The organism is Demequina sp. NBRC 110057 (assembly GCF_002090175.1).
Classification (GTDB): Bacteria; Actinomycetota; Actinomycetes; order Actinomycetales; family Demequinaceae; genus Demequina.
The window spans coordinates 399760-416886 of sequence record NZ_BBRN01000005.1; the positions used below are offsets into that span (position 1 = coordinate 399760).

Sequence of the window (17127 nt, forward strand, 5' to 3'; positions counted from 1 at the left end):
GTAACGAGCAGATGTCGAGTTCACCCAACGTTTCCCGGCCGTCACCCGATGTTCACCGAGGGGCGCGGCCGCCCCTTCCTGCGACGCGCGGGCGGGTGCCACACTAGGGGCGGACGCACGAAGCCTGAAGGAGAGTCATGCGCACCCTGTTCAACGCCGAGATGTCGGACCTCGCCGACGATCTCATCACCATGAGCCGCCATGTCGAGTCCGCGATCACGCGGGCCTCGGAGGCGCTCCTCACCCAGAACGTCGAGTTGGCCCAGGCGGTCATCGCGGACGACATCAAGCTCGACGAGCTCGAGAACACGGTGGACGAGCGCTGCGTGCTGCTCATCGCTCAGCAGCAGCCCGTGGGCCTCGACCTGCGCACCATCATCTCGTCGCTGCGCATCTCCGCGTCGCTGGAGCGCATGGGCGACCTCGCCCAGCACATCGCCGAGGCCGCGCGCCGCGCGTTCCCCGAGTCCGCGGTGCACGCGGGGCAGGAGGAGATCGTCACCGGCATGGCCGAGGCAGCGAAGACCGCCGCCAACGAACTCGTCACTCTGCTGGAGAAGCGCGACCTCAACACTGCCGCCGGCATCGTCTCCGACGACGACGCGCTCGACGCGCTGCACTCGCAGGCGTACAAGACGCTGCTGTCGGACGGCTACGACGGCACCGTCCAGGAGACCCTCGACATCGCGCTACTGGCGCGCTTCTTCGAGCGCTTCGGCGACCACGCCGTCGCCGTCTCCCGCCAGATCGTCTACTTGGTCACGGGCGACCACTCGGGATCGCGCGCGGTGTTCTAAGCCACACTCACGCCAGCCCGGTCATCGGAAGGCCCCGGACCCACGCGGTCCGGGGCCTTCCGCGTTCCGCTGGCCCGCTACTGCGCGCTGCGAGGCGGCTGGTGCCATTCCGAGCGTGAAAACTCGCACCAGCCTCCTGCCAGGGAGGCGTCGGGACGCACACCCGGGGACACGGCAACGGGGCCCCACCCGAAGGTGGAGGCCCCGCCCGCGGCCACCAATGAGAGGGTGACCGACCTCTCGGCTGCCCGGATGACCCGGGCGAGCCTTACTTCTTGCCCTGGTTGGCGACCGCCTGGATCGCGGCAGCAGCGGCGTCCGCGTCGAGGTAGGTGCCGCCGGCCTTGACCGGCTTCAGGGTCTCCTCATCCAACTCGTAGACGAGCGGGATGCCCGTGGGAACGTTGACGCCCACGATGTCGTCGTCGGCGATGCCGTCGAGGTGCTTGATGATGGCGCGCAGCGAGTTGCCGTGCGCGGCCACGAGGACGGTCTTGCCGGCCTTCAGGTCGGGCACGATCTCACCCTCCCAGTAGGGAAGCGCGCGCTCGAGGACGTCCTTCAGGCACTCGGTCTGCGGGACCGGCTCGCCCGCGTAGCGGGGGTCGCCGTCCTGGCCGAACTTGTTGTCGGCCGAGATGACGGGCGGCGGCACGTCGTACGAGCGACGCCACGTCATGAACTGCTCCTCGCCGAACTGCTCGAGGGTCTCGGCCTTGTTCTTGCCCTGCAGGTCGCCGTAGTGACGCTCGTTGAGACGCCAGTCACGCTTCACGGGGATCCAGTGGCGGTCGGCCGAGTCGAGCGCGAGGTTCGCGGTCATGATCGCGCGGCGCAGCAGCGAGGTGTGCACCACGTCGGGAAGGAAGCCCTCGGCCTTGAGCAGCTCGCCGCCGCGCTTGGCCTCGCCCCAACCCTTCTCGTTGAGCTCGACGTCCACCCAGCCGGTGAACAGGTTCTTGGAGTTCCAGTCGCTCTCGCCGTGGCGGAGCAGGATCAGTGTGTACGTCATGGTTTCAGCGTAGCGCCGATGCGCCTGGCACGAGCCGGGACCGAGGGCTCAGGCGGGCAGGATCTCGTCGAGCAGCGCGCGCACCCTGGCGTCGATGTCGGCGACGATGTCATCGAGGCCCGCCGCGGACGCGAGAGCCGGATCACCGACCTTCCAATCCTCGTAGCGCTTGCCCGGGTACACGGGGCACACGTCTCCGCAGCCCATCGTGATGACGACGTCAGACGCCCGCACCGCATCGTCGGTCAACGGCTTGGGGAAGGCTGCCTCTCCCGCGCCCATCGCATCGAGGCGTGCCCGCACGGAGTCGTGGACGTCGGCTGCCGGCATCGAGCCGGCGGAGCGCACCACCACCGCATCGCCCGCGTACTGATGCACCAACGCGGCGGCGAGTTGCGAGCGCCCGGCGTTCTGCACGCACACGAACAGCACCTGTGGCGGGTGCGCGCCCGCGGGGGCATCGGCCTTGCGAAGGTCGGCCAGGCGCTGGTGTGCGAAACGGCGCGTGAGTGGCACGAGGTGCTGGCGGATGGTCGCGCGTCGAGCGAGGGAAGCGTAGGACTCCCGCACCACCCGTTCGACGGCCCGCTCCCCCAGGTCGGGGAACAATCCCGCGAGGCGTCCTGTCACTTCACCGAGCGCACGGTCGACGCTCTCGAGCTCGAGATCTGGCCTGGGCTCCTGCGGTGCGCTCGCCGGCACCACGGTCTCCAGCAGCGCGCGTACGGCCGGCACGAACGCGGGTGCGATGCGGTAATAGATCCACGTGCCGCGCCGCTCGGAGGTGACAAGCCCCACATCTCGCAGGGTCTTGAGGTGGTGAGAAACCGTGGGTCCGCTCACCTCTGCGAGTTCGGAGACGTCGCACACGCATGCCTCGCCGCCCGGAGCGGAGGCGATGAGGGCCAACATGCGCAGCCGCAGCGGATCCGCGACCGCCTTGAGGAGTACGGCGGCGCGCTGCGCGAGCGCGGGGTCGACGGTGTGTGCCTCGAGGGCAGTTCTCACACAACTGTCGTGCTCGGGGTGGGTGGCGGTGGCCATGACACACTCTCCTTATTTCGATCTATGTCTATTTAGACATAGATCGAAATAAGGCGCAAGGGCGGAGCGGCATTCTACGCCGGCATCACGAACGCGGGGCTCGGCAGCGGGGCCGATGCGAAGGGCAGCTCCTGCACCAGGCCCACCTCGGGCTCGGGCGCGAGGCCCAGGACATCGGCGAGCGCGTAGGTGCGCACCTCGTGCCCGCGCTCGCAGCCCACGTGGAGGCGGTCGCCGATGACGGCGAAGTGGCGCGGCCAGTGGCCGGCGTCGAAGGAGCCGCGGTAGCGCGCCTCGCCCTCGGGCGACAGGTCGTGGACCGCGATGACGTCGGCGCCGCGCACCCCGACCAGCAGCGCCTCGCCGCCGTCGTGCTCCACGTGCAGGATGCCGGACGAGTCGCGGGCCTCCGCCGAGCGGGCCTCCGCTGTCGTCGCGGGGATCTGCGCGATGAGGTCCGCCTCACCCGCCGCATGGTCCCACCGCAGCGTCAGCACCGACGTCGACAGTTCGCCGAGCACGTAGATGAGTTCGCCGCGCACCGCGAGGTGACGCGGCCCGGTGCCGGGGGGAAGCGTGGCGGCGATGCCCTCGTCGTCCAGCAGCCCGTCGGGCCGGATCGCGTAGCGGCGCAGCTCGTCGGTACCGAGGTCGCACACCAGCAGGTGGCGGCGGCCGGGCGCGTACGCCACGAAGTGGGCGTGCGAGGCATCCTGACGCGCCACGTTCGGGCCCGTGCCCGCATGCGCGAACGACTGTGCGGGGGCGTCGTCCTCGAAGAGCCCGTCCTCGCCCAGGCGGATGACCGCGAGCTCCGACGACACGTAGTGGGCGACGTACAGCGTGAGCGCTCCCCCGGCGAGCAGCGCGTGGCACGCCGATGCTCCACTCGTGGGAAGCGACGCGGCGATCACCGGGGCGTCCGGGTCGCTCACGTCGATCGCGTGGATGACCGAGGCATCGGCCTCCGAGACCGCATAGACGAGCGGCAGGCTGGGGTGCGCGACGAGCCACGAGGGCGCGTCCATCGCGAGGGCGAGCCTGGCGTCATCGGGGGTCTGGGTCCACAGCCCCTCGCCGGTACCGGTGGGGGTGCCGAGGCCGGCCTCGGGGTAGGTGCCCCACCACAGTCGTGCGGTCATCGAGTGCTCCGTTGATCAAGCACGCGGCCCCGCCCCGAAGACCGGGGCGGGGCCGAGTGAGGTGAATCTTTCAGTTGGCCGCGGCGTAGGCGTCGCGGATCTCGGTCGAGATGCGTCCGCGCTCCGAGATGTCGAAGCCGTTGTCCTTGGCCCAGGCGCGGATCTTCGCGGTGTCGCCGGCCTTGCGGGGAGAACCCGCACGGGCTGCGGTGCCGCGACGGGCCGACACCTTGCGAGCGACGGACGTCCACGGCTCGAATGCGGAACGCATTTCCTTGGCGTGATCGCCGGAAAGGTCGACCTCATAGGAAACGCCATCAAGCGAGAAGCTGACCGTCTCGCTGGCCTCGCCGCCGTCGATATCGTCGACGAGTACGACCTTGACCCTCTGTGCCATTCGCAATCCTTTTCTATGGAAGGTTTGCCAAGCGTCACATAACGGACATCCTCGCGTCAACTATTCCACGCAAGAAAAAGCGACATCAAATGAGGCTGGTCTTCGCCAATGGGGCCGTCGAGGGAAAATATCGCGATAAGCGCCGCGTATTCTCAGCGCTGGGAATCGACGGTCGGTGATGCGTCCCCAGCCGCCGCGGCATCGGCCGCATCCTCGCGAGCGAGCGCCTGACGCTCGTTGCGGTCCGCCCGCACCACGGCGCGCATGGCGAACCAAAACAGCAGCCCCACGCCGATCGACGGGATGATGCCGACCGCGACCGCCTGCCACGTGGACATGTCAGACACCCTCGGGCTTCACGAGCGGGAAGGTGATGGTCTCGCGGATGCCGAGGCCGGTGAGAGCCATCAGCAAGCGGTCGATGCCCATACCCATGCCGCCCGACGGCGGCATCGCGTACTCCATGGCCGTAAGGAAGTCCTCATCGAGGACCATCGCCTCGTCGTCGCCCTGCGCGGCCATGCGGGCCTGCTGCTCGAAGCGTTCGCGCTGGATGACGGGGTCAACGAGCTCCGAGTAGGCCGTGCCGAGCTCGAAGCCGCGCACGTACAGGTCCCACTTCTCGACGACGCCCGCGACCGAGCGGTGATCACGCGTGAGCGGGCTCGTCTCGACGGGGAAGTCGCGCACGAAGGTGGGGGCGTGGAGCTTGTCGCCCCAGTAGTGCTCCCACAGCTCCTCGACAAGCTTGCCGTGGTTGATGCGCTTGGGATCCACCGACACCTCGACGGCGTCGCACCACTTCTGGAGCTGCTCGACCGAGGTCTCCGGGGTGACCTCCTCGCCCAGCGCCTCGGACAGCGAGCCATACATGCTGAGCTCGGCCCAGTCGCCGCCCAGGTCGTACTCGGTGCCATCCGCGAGCGTGACGACGGTGCCGCCGAACACGTCATTCGCGGCGCCCTGAATGATGTCCTTCGTGAGCGTGGCCATGGTGTTGTAATCGCCGTAGGCCTCGTAAGCCTCGATCATCGCGAATTCCGGCGAGTGCGAGGAATCGGCACCCTCATTACGGAAGTTGCGGTTGATCTCGAAGACCTTTTCCACGCCTCCGACCACCGCACGCTTGAGGAACAGTTCCGGGGCGATACGCATGTAAAGGTCGATGTCATACGCATTCATGTGCGTAATGAAAGGACGCGCGGCGGCGCCGCCGGGCTGCGTCTGCAGCATCGGCGTCTCGATCTCGATGAATCCCCGCGAATGCAGGCTCTCGCGCAGCGACCGCATCACGCCCGCGCGGTGACGGACGGTGTCACGCGCGAGAGGGCGGGCGATGAGGTCCACGTAGCGCTGGCGCACACGGGACTCCTCGGACAGCTCCTTGTGCAGCACCGGCAGCGGGCGCAGCGCCTTCGCGGCGATGGCCCACTCGGACGCGAACACCGACACCTCGCCGCGGCGCGACTTGATGGCGCGGCCCTTGGCGAACAGGTGGTCGCCCAGGTCGACATCGGCCTTGAAGGCGGCAAGCGAGTCCTCGCCCACCTCGGCAAGGCTCAGCATGATCTGCAGGCGCTCGCCGGCGCCATCCTGGATGGAGGCGAAGCACAGCTTGCCCGTGTTGCGCACGAACACCACGCGGCCGGCGACGGCGACGACGTCCTCGGTCTCCTGGCCGTCCTCGAGGTCGGCATAGGTGGCCTTCACGTCGGCGATCTCGTGGGTGCGCCCCACGGACACCGGGTACGCCTGCCCGCCCTCGGCGATCAGGCGATCGCGCTTGGCGCGGCGAACCTTCATCTGCTCGGGGAGGTCGTCGGCAACGGGGGCGTCAGTCACGTCAGTCACGCCCTCTAGGTTACCGGCGCGCGAGTGGGACCCGCGTGCGCACTCCTCGCCCCTCACTTTGAACCGGAACGGGACCCGACACGCCGGGGTCGCCACCGCATCGGCCGACTGGACCCGGCGTGGCGCGGCGAAACTGGTTCAGATTGTCGGGAGGGAAGGCGAGGTGGGGGTGGGACGCGGGCCGATGCGGGGGCCCAGTCGGGCTCCGACCGGCTCAGTCGAGGTCGAGCGCCAGGTCGATGATGGGGCTCGAGTGCGTGAGCGCGCCCACCGACATGAAGTCCACGCCGGTCTCGCCCACCGCGCGGGCCGTCGCGAGAGTGAGCCCGCCGGTGGCCTCGAGGCGGATGGGGCCGGCCTCGTCCTCGAGCCCGCGGATGACCTCGACGAGCGCGCGCAGCGGCTCGACGGCGACGTTGTCGAGCATGAGGAACCTGGCGCCGGCGGCGATGGCCTCGCGCGCCTGGTCCTCGTTCTCGACCTCGACCTGGACGGGAACCTGCGGGAACCGGCGGCCGATGGCCTCGACGGCCGCCGTGATGGAGCCGGCCGCGACGATGTGGTTGTCCTTGACCATGGCACAGTCGAACAGGCCGAAGCGCTTGTTGATGCCGCCGCCCATGCGCACCGCGTACTTCTGCAGCTCGCGCAGGCCGGGGGTGGTCTTGCGGGTGTCGAGGACGCGCGCGCCGGTGCCGTCGAGCACATCGACCCACAGGCGGGTGTGCGTCGCGACGCCGGTGGCGCGCGACAGGAAGTTGAGGATGGTGCGCTCGGCGATGAGGACCGCGTGGCCGGGGCCCTCGATGGTCGCGACGGCAGTGCCGGCCGTGAGGTGGTCGCCGTCGGCGGCGTGAAGCTCGACGCTCGGGTGGGGAAGGCTGAGCCGCTCGGCGACCTGGATGAGGGTCTCCTTGATGACCGGAGCGCCCGCGAGGACGCCCTCGGTGCGCATGACGATGCGGCCCGAGACGCGGTCGGTCGCGGCGATGGTCGCCTGCGTGGTGACGTCGCGGCCCGGCTCGTCGCCCAGGTCCTCGTCGAGCGCCTGCGCCACGGCGCCTGCCAGCCAGGAGGCGCTCAGGGGACGCGTCTGGTCACGGTCCTCGGGGTGCACGATGCCGTCCATGTCTTCGCGATTCACGGCGACTAGCGTAGCCGCGGCCGGGCGCGCGGTGCGCCCCCGGAGGTCCTAGGTCACAGCGCGAGGGGCGCTCGCAGCACCTGCAGGTCACCGTCCGGGTCGAGGTGCGTGGCGAGGCGGACGCGCCAGCGGGCATCGTCCGACTCGGGGAAGTCGGTGCGCAGGTGGCCGCCGCGGGTCTCCTCGCGCGCGGCGGCGGCCGCTACGAGGGCCGATGCGCTGGCGAGCACGTTCGACGTCTCCCATTCGGCGATCTGGGGCTGGCCGGCCGGCACGCCGTCGTGGTGGAAGCGGCCGCGGATCGCGGCGAGCTTCTCCCCCGCCCGCGCCAGCCCGGCGCCGTCGCGCACGGGACCCGCGCCGCGGTGCGCGAGGGACTGAATCTGCGGCCGCATCGTGGCGGGTACCAGGGCCGACGGGCCCGGACGGTCCACGGGCTCACGCTGAGTGACCGTGCCATCGGCCACCGTCGAGGCGGCATCGGCGGCCGCCCTCGCGCCGAAGACGAGCCCCTCAAGCAGGCTGTTGGAGGCAAGGCGGTTGGCGCCGTGCACGCCGGTGCAGGCCGCCTCGCCGATCGCGTAGAGCCCCTGCTGGGTGGTGCGGCCGCGCAGGTCGGTGAGGATGCCGCCCGAGTGATAGTGCTGGGCTGGCGCCACCGGGATGAGGTCGTGGGCCATGTCGATGCCGCGCTCCGCGAGCCGCTCCCAGATGGTGGGGAAACGGTCCCTGAGGTAGCCCGAACCCAGGTGGCGGCAGTCGAGGAAGACGTTCTCGCTTCCCTCCTCCTCCATCATGGCGACGATCCCCTTGGAGACCACGTCGCGCGGGGCAAGCTCGGCCATCTCGTGGCGCGCGACCATGAAGCGCTCGCCGGCGCCGTTGAGCAAATAGGCGCCCTCGCCGCGCACAGCCTCGGAGATGAGGGGCTGCTGGCCGCGGGCGCCGGCGCCCTGCCACAGGACGGTGGGGTGGAACTGGACGAACTCGATGTCGGCGACAGCGGCGCCCGCGCGCAGGGCGCTGGCCAGGCCGTCTCCGGTGGAGCTTGCCGGGTTAGTCGAGGAGCGGAACACCTGGCCGATGCCGCCGGTCGCCATGATCACGGACTTCGCCAGGGCGGCGCCGACCCCGTCGCGCGAGCCCTCGCCGATGATGTGCAGCGTGACGCCGCACACCGGGCCCGGGCGGCCGTCGCCGTCGGGCGCGGCGGTGAGGAGGTCCACCACCATCGCGTGCTCGATGACCTCGATACCGGGGTCGTTGCGCACCGCCTCGAGCTGCGCGATGAGGGCGCGGGAGATCTCCGCACCCGTCGCGTCGCCGCCCGCGTGGGCGATCCTGTCGCGGTGGTGGCCGCCCTCGCGCGAGAGGGTGATGCCGCCGTCGGGGCCGGTGTCGAAGTGGGCGCCGCGGGCCACGAGGTCGCGCACGCGGTCCGGACCCTCGGTGACGAGGGTGCGCACCGCATCGGGCGAACACAGGCCGGCGCCGGCGACGAGGGTGTCCTCGAGGTGCTCGTCGGGGGTGTCCTCCGGGTCGAGCGCCGCGGCGATGCCGCCCTGCGCCCACACCGTCGAGCCCGAGCTCAGCACGCCCTTGGTGACCACCAGGACGCGGTCCACTTTGGTGCGCAACTCGAGGGCGGCGGTGAGGCCGGCGATGCCCGAGCCCACCACGATCACGTCCGCGGTGATGGTCCAACCCGGCGCGGGCGCGGCGAGGTGACGCACAAAGGAGGTCATGGCCCCAACCTAGCGGCGCGCTCCCCCACCGTTTGAACCGCTGCGGGAGCCGACACGCCGAGCCAGCCCGCGCATCGGCCGTCCGCAGCGGCGTGTCGCGGCGCGGACTGGTTCACAGTGAGGACGGTCAGTGCTTGAAGGCGCCCCAGCCCTCTTCGCGGAAACCGTGGATCGGCACGCCCGAGCGCTCGAGTCCCGAGCCTTCGGGCACCGTGCCGGGGTCGTCGCACTCGGACACGATGCGGTTGTCGCCGTCCACGAACACCACGTGGGGCTCGAACGTGCGCGCCTCCGCGTCGGACAGCATCCCGTACGCGATGACGATGATGAGGTCGCCCGGGTTGACCAGGTGCGCGGCGGCGCCGTTGATGCAGATCTCGCCGCCGTCGGCCTCGCCGGGGATCGCGTAGGTGGTGAGGCGGGCGCCGTTGGTGACGTCGACGACGTCGACCTGCTGGCCGGGCAGGAGGTCGGCATGCTCCATCAGGGTGGCGTCGATGGTGATCGAGCCCACGTAGTGCAGGTCAGCCTGGGTCACGGTGGCCCGGTGGATCTTCGAGATCATCATGGGGCGCTGCAGCGAGGTCATCGCCAGTCTCCTTCCGCGCTCGGGGAGCCGATGCGCGTGGTCACGTTGTCGATGAGGCGGGTGGCGCCGACGCGGGCGGCGACGGCGATCACGACCTCTCCACGGTAGTCGCCCTCGAGCTCGCTCGCGTCCGCCGGGTTCAGCGCCGCGAAGTAGTCGAGGCCGATGCCGTCGTCGCCATCGAGGATGGCTCGCCCGGCCGCGATGACGGCGGGCAGGGGCTGGCCGGCTTCGGCGGCGTCGCGAGCAGCGAACAGGGCGCGGCTGAGGCCGAGCGAGGTGTGCCGCTCCTCGGGGCTGAGAAAGACGTTACGGCTCGAGCGCGCGAGGCCGTCGTCGTCGCGGACGGTCGCCGCGGTCGCGATCTCCACAGGGAAGTTCAGGTCGCGTACCAGGGCGTTCACGGCGATGACCTGCTGGGCGTCCTTGGCGCCGAACACCGCGACGTCGGGCGCGGTCAGGTGCAGCAGCTTGGCCACGACGGTCACGACACCGTCGAAGTGACCAGGGCGCGCGGCACCCTCGAGCACCCGGCCGATGACGCCGGCGCTCACCGTCGCTGTCGGCTCCCCCGCGGGGTACATCTCTGCCTCGCTGGGCGCGAAGACGGCGTCGACGCCGAACGGCTCCAGCAGGGCGAGGTCGGCCTCGAGCGTGCGGGGGTAGCGGTCGTAGTCGGCCTGCTCGTCGAACTGCAGGGGGTTGACGAAGATGGTGACGACCACCTGGTCGCCCAGCTCGCGAGCGCGGCGAATCAGCGACAGGTGGCCCTCGTGGAGCGCGCCCATCGTCATCACCACCGCGCGGCGCCGGCCGCGCGGGAGGGCGGCCAGCTCGGCCGCGGTCCTGGTCAGGATCATGCGTCCATTGTCCCGCGCCCGCCGGGCGTATCCCGACGCCCCTCAAGGGGGTCAGTGCCGGGATCGGGGCTGATTCCGGCACGAGCCTCCTTCCAGCGCGGGGAAGGAGGCCCTAGCGCCCGTCCTCGTCGGCGCCGAGCGCGGCGATGATGTCGGCGTACTGCGCGGGGCCGATGCGCCCGCCGGAGAGCGCGAGGTCGGCCGTCGCCCTGGCCATGGCCCGGTAGGAAAAGAGCGCCTCGTCCTGACCGCGCAGCGCGCCCACGTGGGCGGCTACGGTGCCGGCGTCGCCGCGCACCACGGGGCCGGTCAGCGTGGTGACGGCCCCGGGGGCGTCCCCGAGCGCGCCGTCCACCGACGCGTGCACCAGCGGTCCCAGCACGCGTCCCGGCTCCTCGACGCCGACACGAGCGAGGATGCCGCCTGCCTGGCTCACGGCCGTCACCACGTGATTCGCCCCGTGGACGAGCGCCGCGTGATACGCGGGACGGTCGCGGTCGTCGAGCACGAATGGCTCTCCGCCCATCTCGACCGCGAGCGCCTGGGCGATCGGCAGCAGCGGGGCGGGCCCGGACACCGCGAAGGCCGCGCCGGTCATCCTGGTGAGGTCGAGCGAGGTGCCCGTGAACGTCATGGCCGGGTGGATGGCGAGGGCCATGGCGCCGGCGCCCTGGGCGTCCGCGAGCGCCTCCGTGCCGAGCCGGCCGGACGTGTGCACCACCATCTGTCCGCCGCGCCACGCGCCGAGGGAGGCAAGTCCCGCACACACGGCCGCGATCGAGTCGTCCGGCACGGTGAGCAGCACCAGATCTGCGGTGCGCACGACGGCCTCGGGATCCATCACGGGGACGCCGGGAAGCAGCGCGTCGATGCGCGCGAGAGACTCCTCGGACACCCCCGACGCGGCGACCACGTCATGCTCAGCGCGCCGCAGCGCAGCGCCGAGCACCGCCCCCACGCGCCCCGCTCCCACGATGCCGACGCTGAGGCGGCCGGGTTTGGTCACTGCTCCTCCTTCACGCCCACGGCGGTCATCCACTGCTCGGGCGTCTGGCGCCGGCGTCCCTCCGCGGCGCGGACGGCCTGCGCCTCCATGAGCGCAACGGCGTCGGCTAGGTCGAGGTGCTGCGCCACGGGCCGCACCGGCCCGTTGGTCGAGTGCACCGTGAAGGTCGCGACGCCGCGCGCCTTCTGCAGCGGCCCCTGCTCGAGTCCGAGTGACTGGGTGCGCTCGTGGGGCACCACGAAAACGTCGCGCACCAGCCAGCCGCGCCGGATCAGCAGTGCGCGGTCGGTGGCGCGCACGCCGCGGTGGCGCCACTGCAGGGGGTCGAACAGGCGGGCGCGCGTGGTCGCGGCGGTGAAGCCACCCTCGGCACCAGTGCCGGACAGCGCGAGCGAGACGGTGCCGGCGGGGTCGGGGTCGCCAAGGTCGGGAAGCACCAGCCACAGCGCGGTGAGCGCCTCCTGGCGCGTGCCGACGGGCAGCAGCGTCGAGACCGCCTCCTGATCGTCCTGGTATCCGGCCACGTTGATGGTGACGCGCCACCAGTCCTTGCGTCGCCACAGCAGCGACTGCTGCAGCTGGACGGCCTGCACGCGGCCGGGCGGGACGGTCTGGCGGCGGGTCTCGAGCAGGCCATGGCGCAGGCGAATCCCATCCTCCGAAATCGCCGCGCGGAAGCCGTAGCCGGTGGTCAGGCGCGACCAGAAGTAGCCCAGCAGGCCGAACACCACCGGCACTACCGTGAACAGCGACGCGCCAGCGGCGGCCACCACCTGGTTGATGTCGACGGGGAAGATCCACACCGCCACGCCGATCCACACCGGCAGCGAGCAGATCCACAGGAACGGCCACGACAGCACGATCGACAGCAGCAGGCGGCCCAGCTCGAGCGCGAACACCTCGCGCTCGGGAGCCGCGGCGGTCTCCGCGACGCCGCGCGGCATCCCCCGGGTGAGGTCCCGCAGGGAGGCGGCCGATGCATAGGCGGCCTGGTCTCCCGGCTCGCCCGGCGAGGTGTCGCCGAGGGTGGCCGAGCCGTCACCGGGGATGGCTGAGCCGTCACCCGGGGTGACGGCGGCATCGGCCCCCGCGACGGCATCGGCCGTGAGGACGGCGTCCACGGTGGCCTCGCGGCCCTCGGCCTTGGCGCGCTTGACGCCGGCCGCGAGCGCGAGGAGCTCGTTGCGCATGGCCTCGGCGTCGCCCAGGCGCAGGTACTCCAGGGCAATGCCGGAGTTCTCGCCGCCGGCGACCTCGATCTTGAGGGACGCGAAACCGAAGATCCTTGCCAGCAGCGGCTGCACCACGTCGATCGCCTGGATGCGGTCAAGGCGGGCCTGCTTGTGCTGCTTGAACAGGATGCCCTTGCGGTGCTCGACGGCGACATCGGACAGCCGATACTCGCTCACGCGCCACTGCAGGTAGCCGAAACCCATGGCGAGGCCGACGAGGATGACCGCGCCCACCACGACCCACAGGACCGAGTGCCACAGCCAGTGCGCGGCCTCTTGGATGCCGGGGTCGGGGCCGGTCCACGAGGGCGCGTAGTTGTACAGCGCGATGGACGCGACCACGCCGAAGACGGCCCAGCCGCCGATGAGCGGCGAGACCGGATGCAGGCGCGTCCACTCGCGCGGGGCGCGATAGACGGGCGCGGGCCCTGGCGTGGGCGAGTCCATCACAGGCCCGCCAGCTGGGCCTCGCCGCGGCTCGAGAGGCGGTCGCGCAGGCGTGCCGCCTCGGCCTCGGGCACGCCGCTGATGGAGGCGTCGGTGCCGGGAGAGGCGGTGTGCAGTTGCACCTTGGCGATGCCGAACGCGCGGTTGAGCGGCCCCGCCTCCACCTCGACGTACTGCATGCGGCCGTAGGGCACCACGGTGACGGAGCGCCACAGGCGGCCGCGCTTGACGATGAGGTCCTCGTCGCGCTCGATCCAGGCATGCGCGGTGACCTGGCGGTAGATGATCCACGACACCCACGCGCCGATGAGCACCAGCGCAGCCGCGCCCGTGAACACCCACGGGCTGGTGAGGACGCCGAGCACCACGAGCCCGATAAGGGGCAGTGCGAGCGTGAGCCACCACGTGATGAGCCGCGCGGGGATCAGCTTGGTGGAGACGTAGGTCCAGTCGGCGCCGTCGGGGTCGTACCAGGTCATGGCGTCCAGTGTGCCAGGCGGGGGCGCGCGGTGACGCAGTCACGAAATTAACGTCCGCGACAACAAGCGGACACGCGGCGGTATTCGTCGACTGCGAGCATCGTCCCTGTTCAGACGCCGACTATAGGCCGATAGAGAGGGGGGCTCGCCGTGACAGCACCACCCGAGCAGATCGCCCCAGACCCACCGCGCACGTCCCGCGGCCCACGCCTGGCGGTCCCGCGCCGCCTGGTCCGCCCGCTCGCCGCGCTGGCAGTGCCGGCGCTCGCCGCGGGCGCCGCCCTCGTCATCGGCGCGGTGATGCTCATCGCGCTGGGGGCCAACCCCGTCGAGGGCTACGCCTCTCTCTTCACGGGGGCGTTCGGCTCGGTCGACGCGCTGGCGGACACCGCCATCAAGTCGATGCCCATCCTGCTGGTCGCGGTCGGCATCACCATCGCCTTCCGCGCCGGGGTCATCAACATCGGCGGCGAGGGGCAGATCATCGTCGGCGCCCTCACCGCGACCTGCGTCGCGCTGTGGATGCCCGGCCTGCCCTCACTCCTGCTGGTGCCGCTGGTCATCCTGGCCGGCGCGGTGGGCGGAGGCATCTGGGGAGCGATCCCCGGAGCCCTCAAGGCGTACTACAACGTCTCCGAGATCCTCTCGACGATCATGCTTAATATCGTCGCCGCCCAGCTGCTGAGCTTCCTGCTGCAGGATCTGCTGATGGAGGAGGGCGACAGCCACATCCAGCAGACCGCGCGCCTGTCAGAGAACGCCGATCTGCCGATGCTCCCCGGCGACACCCGCCTGCACCTGGGCGTCGTGATCGCGATCGTCGTCGCGGTGCTGGGCTACCTGCTGCTGTTCCGCAGCACGCTCGGCGTGAGGCTGCGCGCCGTGGGCCACAACCCCGATGCGTCCCGCTACGCGGGGATGCCGGTCGCCAGGTCCATCGTGCAGGCCATGGCCTTCTCCGGGGCCTGCGCCGGCGTGGCCGGGGCACTGCTGGTGTTCGGCAGCCAGTCGCATCGGCTCATCGGCGAGGGAGGCGCTGCCGCCTTCACGCAGAGCGCGGGCTTCAACGGGATCGTGGCAGCGCTGTTCGGCGGCCTTCACCCGCTGTTCTCGATCCTGTCCTCGTTCCTCTTTGGCGGCATGCTCACCGGCGGCATCGAGATGCAGCGGGACATGCAGGTGCCCTCGGCGCTCATCATCGCGCTCAACGGCATCATCGTCATCTTCGTCGTCGCGAGCCTCAAGCTGCGCACCCGGGTCGAGGCCTGGGCCGACCGCATGACCGAGGAGCGCTGATGGACGACCTCTTCTCCACCTCGATCATCGTCGCGACGCTCGCGGCAGGCATCCGTTTCGCGGCGCCGTTCCTGCTCGCGGCGCTCGGCGAGACGCTCGGTCAGCGCAGCGGCGTGCTGAACCTCGGCGTCGAGGGCGTCATGCTCATCGGCGCCTTCACCGCCTACTACGCGACGCTGCAGACCGGGCAGATCGGGACAGGCATCGCCGCCGCGCTGGCGGCCGGGCTGGTCATGGGCGGCTTGTACGCGTTCATCACCCTGGTGATGCAGGCCGAGCAGGGCATCTCCGGCATCGGCATCTACCTGTTCGGGCTGGGCTTCACGGACCTGCTGTTCCAGAAGCTGGTGGGCACCCCGCTGCCCATCCAGGGGCTGCCGTCCGCACCCATCCCGTTCCTCAGCGACATCCCCATCCTCGGCGAGGTGTTCTTCAACCACACCGTGCTGGTCTACGTGGCCTTCCTGCTGGTGCCGGTGGTGTGGTTCGTCATCAACAAGACCACCTTCGGCCTCAACATCCGCGCCGTGGGCGAGACCCCCGAGGCCGCCGACACGCTCGGCATCAGCGTCAACCGCACCCGCCTCGTCACCATCCTCATCTCGAACGCGCTCGCCGCCCTCGCCGGCGCCGCGATCGCCCTCGAGGCCGGCATCTTCCAGCAGAACATCACCGCGGGCCAGGGCTTCATCGCCGTCGCCCTCGTCTACTTCGGGGCCTGGAAGGCCGTGGGCGTCATGAGCGGGGCGCTGCTGTTCGGCGTCGTGTCCGCCGTGGTGCTGCAGCTGAAGACGGTCGGCATCGTCACCGGCGCCGCCTCGAGCCTGCTGGCCATGGCGCCGGCACTGCTCACCATCGTGGTCCTCGTCACCGTCAGCCGGCGGGCACGGGCACCCTCCGCACTGTCCCAGCCGTTCAGCCGCGCCGCCTAAGGCGGCCGGCGCACGCGGCCCAGCCAGGCGGCCGATGCCGGGGCCGGGCGGGCTACGGAGCCCCACCACCGCATCGGCCGCACCAGATGTTCCACCAGGTTCACCACCACAGAGGGAGACACACATGAAGCACATCTATCGCCTCGCGGCGCTCACCACGGCGGTCGCGCTGGGCGCCACCGCGTGCAGCTCCGGCTCGGACGACGAGGAGACGCCAGAGGCCTCGTCCTCGGCGGCAGCCGTCGGCGCCGACGCAGAGCCCCTCAAGGTCGCTGTCGTGGCCCCGTCGGCCTCGAACGACCTCGCCTTCACCCAGTCGATGATCGACTCGCTGAACGCCATCGGCGAGGAGCGCGAGCTCGACGTCGACGTCACGGACGGGGTGTTCGTGGTCGAGGACGCGGCCGCCGCGATCCGCGGCTACGCCGAGGACGGCTACGACCTGGTGCTCGCTCACGGCTCGCAGTACGGCTCCTCGGTGCAGGAGATCGCGGCCGAGTTCCCCGACGTCGCCTTCGCGTGGGGCACGGCGGCGGACACCTTCGACCTCCCCAACGTGTCGTCGTACACGGTGCGCTCCGACGAGGGCGGCTACGCGTTCGGCGTGATGGCCGCGGCGCTGTCGGAGTCCGGCACGCTCGGCGTCATCGGCCCCGTCGAGGTGGGCGACGCCAAACTGTACGTCGACGGCTTCGTGGCCGGGGCATCGGCCCAGGACCCGTCCATCGCGACCAACGTGACCTACACGGACTCGTTCTCCGACGTGAAGCTGGCGGGCGAGGCGGCCACCGCGCACCTCAGCAACGGCGCGGACGTCCTCACGGGTTCCGCGCAGATGGTCGTGGGCGCCACCGGCGTCGCCGTCGAGGCGGGAGTGCCGTGGTTCGGCACCCAGTCCGACCAGACCTCGCTGGGCCCGGACATCGTGGTCGCGTCGCAGGTCTACGACTGGACCCCGTTCCTCGGCGAGCTGTTCGACTCGATCGAGGGCGGCGACCTTGGCGGCGAGGTCTACACCGCGACGCTCGAGAACGGCGGCCTGTCCATCGCCTACAACGACGGCTTCGACCTCCCCGCGGACGTCAAGGAGCTGGGCGACACGGCGATCGCCGGCCTCACCGACGGCTCCGTGACTACGGGCATCGAGTAAGCCG

General features: G+C 70.8%; 17 protein-coding genes. 4 read left to right on the forward strand and 13 right to left on the reverse strand.

Annotated elements, in window-relative coordinates; genetic code table 11:
* Positions 1 to 137: 137 nt before the first annotated feature.
* Positions 138 to 797 carry a phosphate signaling complex protein PhoU gene (phoU, locus tag B7K26_RS10315; protein ID WP_084079095.1) on the forward strand — a complete coding sequence of 220 codons (660 nt, stop codon included), beginning with the start codon at positions 138 to 140 and terminating at the stop codon, positions 795 to 797.
* Between the two features lie 268 nt (positions 798 to 1065).
* Here phoU and B7K26_RS10320 read toward each other — a convergent pair whose 3' ends face one another.
* The 13 genes from B7K26_RS10320 to B7K26_RS10380 all read right to left on the reverse strand — a co-directional run bounded on the left by B7K26_RS10320 (position 1066) and on the right by B7K26_RS10380 (position 13745).
* Positions 1066 to 1809 carry a phosphoglyceromutase gene (locus tag B7K26_RS10320; RefSeq protein WP_084079096.1) on the reverse strand — a complete coding sequence of 248 codons (744 nt, stop codon included), beginning with the start codon at positions 1807 to 1809 and terminating at the stop codon, positions 1066 to 1068.
* A 48-nt stretch (positions 1810 to 1857) separates the two neighbouring features.
* A complete protein-coding gene (locus tag B7K26_RS10325; protein WP_084079097.1) occupies positions 1858 to 2853 on the reverse strand; it encodes a metalloregulator ArsR/SmtB family transcription factor in 996 nt (331 codons plus the stop codon).
* A gap of 74 nt (positions 2854 to 2927) precedes the next feature.
* On the reverse strand, positions 2928 to 3995 hold the full coding sequence (locus tag B7K26_RS10330) for a beta-propeller fold lactonase family protein (protein ID WP_084079098.1): 1068 nt from the start codon (positions 3993 to 3995) through the stop codon (positions 2928 to 2930).
* A gap of 70 nt (positions 3996 to 4065) precedes the next feature.
* On the reverse strand, positions 4066 to 4392 hold the full coding sequence (locus B7K26_RS10335) for an Lsr2 family protein (RefSeq protein WP_084079099.1): 327 nt from the start codon (positions 4390 to 4392) through the stop codon (positions 4066 to 4068).
* A gap of 152 nt (positions 4393 to 4544) precedes the next feature.
* Positions 4545 to 4730 carry a hypothetical protein gene (locus B7K26_RS10340; protein WP_084079100.1) on the reverse strand — a complete coding sequence of 62 codons (186 nt, stop codon included), beginning with the start codon at positions 4728 to 4730 and terminating at the stop codon, positions 4545 to 4547.
* Position 4731: 1 nt separating this feature from the next.
* Entirely contained in the window at positions 4732 to 6195 is a 1464-nt protein-coding gene (gene lysS, locus B7K26_RS10345) for a lysine--tRNA ligase (protein ID WP_084079215.1), read from the reverse strand.
* Between the two features lie 262 nt (positions 6196 to 6457).
* A complete protein-coding gene (gene nadC / locus B7K26_RS10350) occupies positions 6458 to 7387 on the reverse strand; it encodes a carboxylating nicotinate-nucleotide diphosphorylase (protein ID WP_234998783.1) in 930 nt (309 codons plus the stop codon).
* A gap of 53 nt (positions 7388 to 7440) precedes the next feature.
* Entirely contained in the window at positions 7441 to 9132 is a 1692-nt protein-coding gene (locus tag B7K26_RS10355; RefSeq protein ID WP_084079102.1) for an L-aspartate oxidase, read from the reverse strand.
* A gap of 127 nt (positions 9133 to 9259) precedes the next feature.
* Positions 9260 to 9721 carry an aspartate 1-decarboxylase gene (gene panD, locus B7K26_RS10360; RefSeq protein WP_200811090.1) on the reverse strand — a complete coding sequence of 154 codons (462 nt, stop codon included), beginning with the start codon at positions 9719 to 9721 and terminating at the stop codon, positions 9260 to 9262.
* Entirely contained in the window at positions 9718 to 10581 is an 864-nt protein-coding gene (gene panC / locus B7K26_RS10365) for a pantoate--beta-alanine ligase (protein ID WP_084079103.1), read from the reverse strand. Before panC ends, panD begins: the two co-directional genes overlap by 4 nt.
* Positions 10582 to 10693: 112 nt before the next feature.
* Complete coding sequence (locus tag B7K26_RS10370; RefSeq protein ID WP_084079104.1) at positions 10694 to 11587, reverse strand: Rossmann-like and DUF2520 domain-containing protein; 894 nt, start codon at positions 11585 to 11587, stop codon at positions 10694 to 10696.
* Positions 11584 to 13266, reverse strand: coding sequence for a PH domain-containing protein (locus B7K26_RS10375; protein ID WP_084079105.1), 1683 nt, complete (start codon positions 13264 to 13266; stop codon positions 11584 to 11586). Before B7K26_RS10375 ends, B7K26_RS10370 begins: the two co-directional genes overlap by 4 nt.
* Positions 13266 to 13745, reverse strand: coding sequence for a PH domain-containing protein (locus B7K26_RS10380; RefSeq protein ID WP_084079106.1), 480 nt, complete (start codon positions 13743 to 13745; stop codon positions 13266 to 13268). Before B7K26_RS10380 ends, B7K26_RS10375 begins: the two co-directional genes overlap by 1 nt.
* Positions 13746 to 13895: 150 nt before the next feature.
* Between B7K26_RS10380 and B7K26_RS10385 the strand changes: the two genes are divergently transcribed.
* The 3 genes from B7K26_RS10385 to B7K26_RS10395 all read left to right on the forward strand — a co-directional run bounded on the left by B7K26_RS10385 (position 13896) and on the right by B7K26_RS10395 (position 17123).
* Positions 13896 to 15041: an ABC transporter permease gene (locus B7K26_RS10385; RefSeq protein ID WP_143340645.1), complete on the forward strand. Its 1146-nt coding sequence runs from the start codon at positions 13896 to 13898 to the stop codon at positions 15039 to 15041.
* Positions 15041 to 15973: an ABC transporter permease gene (locus B7K26_RS10390; RefSeq protein ID WP_084079108.1), complete on the forward strand. Its 933-nt coding sequence runs from the start codon at positions 15041 to 15043 to the stop codon at positions 15971 to 15973. Before B7K26_RS10385 ends, B7K26_RS10390 begins: the two co-directional genes overlap by 1 nt.
* Before the next feature lie 124 nt (positions 15974 to 16097).
* On the forward strand, positions 16098 to 17123 hold the full coding sequence (locus tag B7K26_RS10395; protein WP_143340647.1) for a BMP family protein: 1026 nt from the start codon (positions 16098 to 16100) through the stop codon (positions 17121 to 17123).
* Positions 17124 to 17127 lie beyond the last annotated feature (4 nt).

Bases quoted from the DNA above. Each gene is read 5' to 3' on its own strand.
- B7K26_RS10395 (WP_143340647.1), top strand. From the start codon at position 16,098: ATGAAGCACATCTATCGCCTCGCGGCGCTCACCACGGCGGTCGCGCTG.
- B7K26_RS10355 (WP_084079102.1), bottom strand. From the start codon at position 9,132: ATGACCTCCTTTGTGCGTCACCTCGCCGCGCCCGCGCCGGGTTGGACC.
- B7K26_RS10335 (WP_084079099.1), bottom strand. From the start codon at position 4,392: ATGGCACAGAGGGTCAAGGTCGTACTCGTCGACGATATCGACGGCGGC.
- B7K26_RS10340 (WP_084079100.1), bottom strand. From the start codon at position 4,730: ATGTCCACGTGGCAGGCGGTCGCGGTCGGCATCATCCCGTCGATCGGC.
- B7K26_RS10390 (WP_084079108.1), top strand. From the start codon at position 15,041: ATGGACGACCTCTTCTCCACCTCGATCATCGTCGCGACGCTCGCGGCA.
- B7K26_RS10325 (WP_084079097.1), bottom strand. From the start codon at position 2,853: ATGGCCACCGCCACCCACCCCGAGCACGACAGTTGTGTGAGAACTGCC.
- panC (WP_084079103.1), bottom strand. From the start codon at position 10,581: ATGATCCTGACCAGGACCGCGGCCGAGCTGGCCGCCCTCCCGCGCGGC.
- B7K26_RS10380 (WP_084079106.1), bottom strand. From the start codon at position 13,745: ATGACCTGGTACGACCCCGACGGCGCCGACTGGACCTACGTCTCCACC.
- B7K26_RS10330 (WP_084079098.1), bottom strand. From the start codon at position 3,995: ATGACCGCACGACTGTGGTGGGGCACCTACCCCGAGGCCGGCCTCGGC.
- phoU (WP_084079095.1), top strand. From the start codon at position 138: ATGCGCACCCTGTTCAACGCCGAGATGTCGGACCTCGCCGACGATCTC.
- panD (WP_200811090.1), bottom strand. From the start codon at position 9,721: ATGACCTCGCTGCAGCGCCCCATGATGATCTCGAAGATCCACCGGGCC.
- B7K26_RS10375 (WP_084079105.1), bottom strand. From the start codon at position 13,266: ATGGACTCGCCCACGCCAGGGCCCGCGCCCGTCTATCGCGCCCCGCGC.
- B7K26_RS10320 (WP_084079096.1), bottom strand. From the start codon at position 1,809: ATGACGTACACACTGATCCTGCTCCGCCACGGCGAGAGCGACTGGAAC.
- lysS (WP_084079215.1), bottom strand. From the start codon at position 6,195: ATGAAGGTTCGCCGCGCCAAGCGCGATCGCCTGATCGCCGAGGGCGGG.